This window comes from Arthrobacter sp. 01N444 (assembly GCF_056399305.1).
On the sequence record NZ_JBFTRB010000030.1, the window covers coordinates 1 to 4,920 of the forward strand.

Annotated in this window: 5 protein-coding genes; 2 read left to right on the top strand and 3 right to left on the bottom strand. The window is 66.1% G+C overall.

Going from position 1 to position 4,920, the window contains the following annotated elements:
- Together AC1DKN_RS20905 and AC1DKN_RS20910 are read right to left on the bottom strand one after the other, a co-directional pair.
- The coding region (locus AC1DKN_RS20905; RefSeq protein ID WP_476872398.1) for a thiolase family protein at nucleotides 1-688 on the bottom strand (688 nt) is incomplete at its 3' end.
- Between the two features lie 130 nt (nucleotides 689-818).
- On the bottom strand, nucleotides 819-2,240 hold the full coding sequence (locus AC1DKN_RS20910) for an NAD-dependent succinate-semialdehyde dehydrogenase (RefSeq protein ID WP_476872399.1): 1,422 nt from the start codon (nucleotides 2,238-2,240) through the stop codon (nucleotides 819-821).
- 177 nt (nucleotides 2,241-2,417) lie between these two features.
- On the opposite strand from AC1DKN_RS20910, the gene AC1DKN_RS20915 reads away from it, so the two are divergent.
- Together AC1DKN_RS20915 and AC1DKN_RS20920 are read left to right on the top strand one after the other, a co-directional pair.
- Nucleotides 2,418-3,176, top strand: coding sequence for an enoyl-CoA hydratase/isomerase family protein (locus tag AC1DKN_RS20915; protein WP_476851114.1), 759 nt, complete (start codon nucleotides 2,418-2,420; stop codon nucleotides 3,174-3,176).
- On the top strand, nucleotides 3,176-4,054 hold the full coding sequence (locus AC1DKN_RS20920) for a 3-hydroxyacyl-CoA dehydrogenase family protein (RefSeq protein ID WP_476872400.1): 879 nt from the start codon (nucleotides 3,176-3,178) through the stop codon (nucleotides 4,052-4,054). The genes AC1DKN_RS20915 and AC1DKN_RS20920 overlap by 1 nt, the downstream gene beginning before the upstream one ends.
- A 162-nt stretch (nucleotides 4,055-4,216) precedes the next feature.
- Here the strand turns inward: AC1DKN_RS20920 and AC1DKN_RS20925 are convergent.
- Nucleotides 4,217-4,920 (bottom strand): HNH endonuclease signature motif containing protein (locus AC1DKN_RS20925; RefSeq protein WP_476872401.1); only part of this gene is annotated, 704 nt, incomplete at its 5' end.

Genomic DNA, 4,920 nt, shown 5'->3' on the forward strand with positions numbered 1-4,920 from the left:
CGGCGAGCTTCTCCGCCGAGGACCCGGGACGGATGCCCTCGTCGCGGACCAGGTCCGTGCCCGGGACCGGGACGACGAGGTTGTCGTAGAACCCCTCGTCCCAGGCCGCGGCGGCGAGGTTGTGGGAGGCGGCGGAGAACTCGTCCTGCGCCTGCCGGGTCACGCCGTACTTCTCGGCGAGCCGTTCGGTGGCCTCGCCCAGGGAGATGGTCCAGTCCTTCGGCATGGCCCGGTTCACCAGCCGCCAGCCCAGCGTGGTGGAGGCCAGGGTCAGGTCCCCGGCCGGGTAGGGCTTCTCGGTCTTGGGCAGCACCCAGGGGGCGCGGGACATCGATTCGGCGCCGCCGATCAGCATCAGCTCGGCGTCGCCGGTGTTGATCTGGCGGGAGGCGATGATCGCCGCGTCCAGGGAGGACCCGCAGAGCCGGTTGACCGTGGTGCCCGGGACCGAGACCGGCAGCCCGGCCAGCAGGGTGCCCATCCGGGCGACGTTGCGGTTCTCCTCGCCGGCGCCGTTCGCGTTGCCGAACACCACCTCATCGATCCGCTCCACGTCCAGGGCCGGGGCGCGCTTCACGGATTCGCGGATCACGTGCGCGGCGAGATCATCCGGGCGGATCCCGGCGAGGCCGGAACCGAACTTCCCGAACGGCGTCCTCACAGCGTCATAGATAAATGCCTGATTCATGATTTTCCTCTAAGTTCTGTGGCGCCCAACTACGCAGCAGCAGGGGTGGTTTGAGGGCGCAAAACGACCCCCTGCTGCTGCCTTGGGCTGGCTGGCCGCCCTCGGCGACTTGGCTGTGATTCGAGCGGGCCTACGCTGCCGGGATCCGGATCAGCTTCTTGTTGGCGAACTCATTGATTCCGTATTGCGCCAGTTCACGTCCGACGCCGGAACGCTTCACCCCGCCAAACGGAAGGTCGGCGGCGCTGCGGCTGATGCTGTTGATCCAGACCATTCCGGTCTCCAGCTGTTCGGCAAGCTGCCGGGCGGCCTCAACATCCGCGGTGTAGATGGAGCTTGAGAGGCCGAAAGGCGAGTCGTTGGCCAGGTCAACAGCGGCTTCGGGAGAGTCCACCCGGTAAACCACGGCGGCCGGGCCGAAGATCTCTTCCGAGTAAGCCCGCATGTCCGGCGTCACACCGGTCAGGACGGTCGCGGGGTAGTAGGCGCCCGAGTCGTTGGGGGCGCCTCCACCCGTGACTGCGGTCGCGCCCTTGGAGACGGCGTCCTGGACCAGCTCGGCGATGTCATCGACGGAGGCCCGGGATGACAGCGGCCCGAAGGTCGTCTGCCCATCGGTCGGGTCGCCCGGTGCGATCTTGGACATGGCCTCGGTGTAGCGGCGCAGGAACTCGTCGTAGATGTCGCCGACGATGATGAAGCGCTTGGACGCAGTGCAGGCTTGACCACCGTTGTACATGCGGCCAGCCACGGCGCCGGCTACGGCTTTGTCCAGATCGGCATCGGGCAGCACGATAAACGGATCGGAGCCGCCGAGCTCCAGTACATACTTCTTCAGATGGCGTCCGGCAATTTCTGCCACGGCGGATCCGGCCTTCTCGGAGCCTGTCAGGGAGACGCCCTGCACCCGGGGGTCGGCGATCATGGTGGCGATCTGGCCGCTGGTGGCAAACGCGTTGATGTAGACATCGGCCGGCAGCCCGGCGTCGCGGAAGACCGCCTCGATGGCCAGCGCCGACTGCGGGCAGTTGCGTGAGTGCTTGAGGATCACGGTGTTGCCCAGCACTATGTTGGGTGCGGCGAAGCGGGTGACCTGGTAGTAGGGGAAGTTCCAGGGCATGATCCCGACCAGCGGTCCGATGGGTTCGGTGCGGACCACGGCCGAGCCGGGTCCCCGGATCTCCAAGGGTTCATCGCGGAGGAAGCGCTCGGCGTTGTCCGCATAGTAGGCGTAGATCGAGGCCACGAGGGCAACCTCGCCGCGTGCTTCGGCGATCGGCTTGCCCATCTCCAGGGTCAGCAAGGCGGCGAGTTCTTCGGAACGTTCGCGGTGCAGCTCGGCCACGCGGGTCAGCACTGCGGCCCGTTCCGCCAGCGGAGTGGAGCGCCAGGTGCGGTATTCCGTGAAGGAGCGCTTGAGCGCATCCTGCACTTCCTCGTCGGTGAGTGTCGGGAACTCGGCAACGCGCTCTCCGGTTGCCGGGTTGATGGTCGCGTAGTTGCTCATGATCCGGAACTCTTTCTGCAGGTACGTCTTTGTCTTAGCAATCACGATCCCAGCTTCCGGCTATGCAGTCCAATACTTATTAGCCTCAAGATCAATGAGGATTTTGGATCAATGACGGCGTCGAGAGTGACTGCCCTCGGGCCTGATCTATCCAATTCCGACAATAACGGCCGGTCCATTAGGTATTGGACGCTGTGTAATAAACGATGCCATGGTGGGCTGGTGAAGACGATCAAAATCCACGACGCCGACGCGACCGTCCATGTCGAACTCAACAGGCCAGAAGTCCGCAACGCCATAGACCAGCTCATGGTGGACGAATTGCACACTGTATGCGCGGATTTGGAGCGCAATCCCAAAATACTCATCCTCTCCGGGGCGCAGCTTCCCTCCGGCGGCGTCTTCGCCTCCGGAGCCGACATCGCCCAACTCCGCGAACGCCGCCGTGATGATGCCCTGGCCGGCATCAATTCCGGCCTCTTCCAGCGAATCTCCAGGCTGCCGATGCCAGTGATCGCAGCCATTGACGGGTTTGCGCTCGGCGGCGGCGCTGAGCTGGCCTATGCGGCGGATTTCCGGATTGCGACGCCACGGGCAAAGATCGGCAACCCCGAAACCGGTCTGGGCATCCTCGCCGCCGCCGGCGCAGGCTGGCGCCTCGTGGAGCTCGTCGGCGAGCCTTTGGCCAAGGAAATCCTGCTCACCGGAAAAGTGCTCGACGGCGCTGAGGCAATGGCTGTTCGGCTGGTCACGGAGTTGCATCAACCAGACCAGCTGATCCCCGCGGCCTTCGCACTCGCGGCCCGGATCGCATCCCAGGATCCACTCGCGGTCCGCCTCACCAAGAGCGTCCTCCACGCCCCAAGGTCAGCACACCCGGCCATTGACGAACTCGCCCAAGGGATCCTCTTTGAATCAGAGGCAAAATTTGAGCGGATGCAGGCGTTTCTGGACCGAAAACAACGCAAAGGAACCAACTAATGACCCCTTCCACTCCCCCACTTGAAACCCAGGGCGTCCCCACGAGGGTAGGCGTTCTCGGCGGAGGCCGGATGGGCGCGGGCATCGCCCACGCTTTCCTTGTCTCCGGAGCTGCGGTGACAATAGTCGAACGGGACGAGGCCGCAGCCGCAGCGGCCCGCGACCGCGTGAGAGTAACGCTGGCCAAGGCCCTGGAGAAGGCCGCCGTTCTCGAGGATCTGGAGTCGCTCTTGGGCCGGTTCGCGGTCTCCACGGACGCCGTCGACTTCGGCGGGGCGGGCCTTGTTGTCGAAGCCGTGCCGGAGGACTTCAAGCTTAAGCAGGATGCCCTGCTCAACGTGGAGCGCCACCTGGGCACGGATGCCTGGATTGCAACCAACACGTCCTCGCTCTCCGTCACCGACCTGGCTGACTCGCTCGGCCGGCCGGAACGGCTGTGCGGGTTGCACTTCTTCAATCCGGTCCCGGCCTCGACGCTGGTGGAAGTCGTTCTTGGCCCCCGGTCCGCCCCTGAACTCGCCGACGCCGCCACCGGCTGGGTCCGCGGGCTCGGTAAGACTCCCATCGTGGTCAATGACGCGCCCGGCTTCGCAAGTTCGCGCCTTGGCGTGGCAATTGCACTGGAGGCCATGAGGATGCTGGAGGAGGGCGTGGCCAGCGCCCAGGACATCGACGCCGCCATGGAACTCGGCTACCGGCACGCATCCGGACCACTGCGCACCACGGACATCGTCGGGCTGGACGTGCGCCTCGGAATCGCCGAGTACCTGCATGAAACCCTCGGCGAACGCTTCGCCCCGCCCCGGATCCTCCGCGACATGGTGGAGCGCGGCGAGCTGGGACGGAAGTCCGGCAAAGGGTTCTACGACTACTCCTGAGCTGTCAGAACCGATAGCCCGATGGCGGCAAGCGTTCTCGCTGGCCGCCATCGTGTCCAGCTGAGCTTCGTTGAGCAAAGCTGGGTTCTTCAACGCCGTCGTGGCGGCGGCGTCGCGCCGATCCCTCCGACCCAAAGAACCGGAAGGCACACGACCAGCGGCTCACGCACATTGGAGCGGGCGGTCCTTCGCGGAAGAGCTGCCCAGAAGTGCCGGCCAGCCCGGGTCGTCCGTTTCCGTGTCGGCAAATGGGTGCCCGGCGATGAATTGGTGCCAGTCCGGGAAGGGGTCCGGAGGCAGTTCAATGTCGGGCTCCGGGACGGGATCGTGGCCGGGATGGTCGTCCGGGAGCGGTTCCGGCTCGAGACTATGTCCTGGATACGCGGGCAAGCCTTGATCCGGGCCCGTGTCGGGGTCGGGTTCCGGGCGTGTGTCCGTGGCCGGGATGTGGGGCAGCCAGTCCTCGGGCCAGCGGGGTGGCTCCCAGTCCTGGTGTTCGCTGGGGTAGTAGCGTCCGGACGGGGAGGTCCAGCCCGGCGGGTGGTCTTTGCTGGCCCGGGACGGTGTCCAGGCGGAGGTGTGTTTAAGCCGGTGGTGTTTCGGGCAGGGCTGGCCGAGGTTGGAGATGCCGGTGGTGCCGCCGTCGGCCCAGGCCAGGAGGTGGTCTGCCTCGTTGTCCAGGGAGTGGTTGGCGCAGCCGGGGAACGGGCATCGGCTGTCGCGGAGCCGGAGCCAGTGGCGCTGGGCCGTCGTGAGCCGGTAGCTGGTCCGGCCGATTTCGAGCGGGGCGCCGTCCCGGGGGTCGGTCAGGACGCGGTGGAAGGAACCGGCGCCCTCGGCGATGAGGCGGCGGGCCATCGAGGGCG

What these genes read in the sequence shown, in the direction of transcription:
- AC1DKN_RS20920 (WP_476872400.1), top strand. Translation starts at nt 3,176, where the DNA reads ATGACCCCTTCCACTCCCCCACTTGAAACCCAGGGCGTCCCCACGAGG.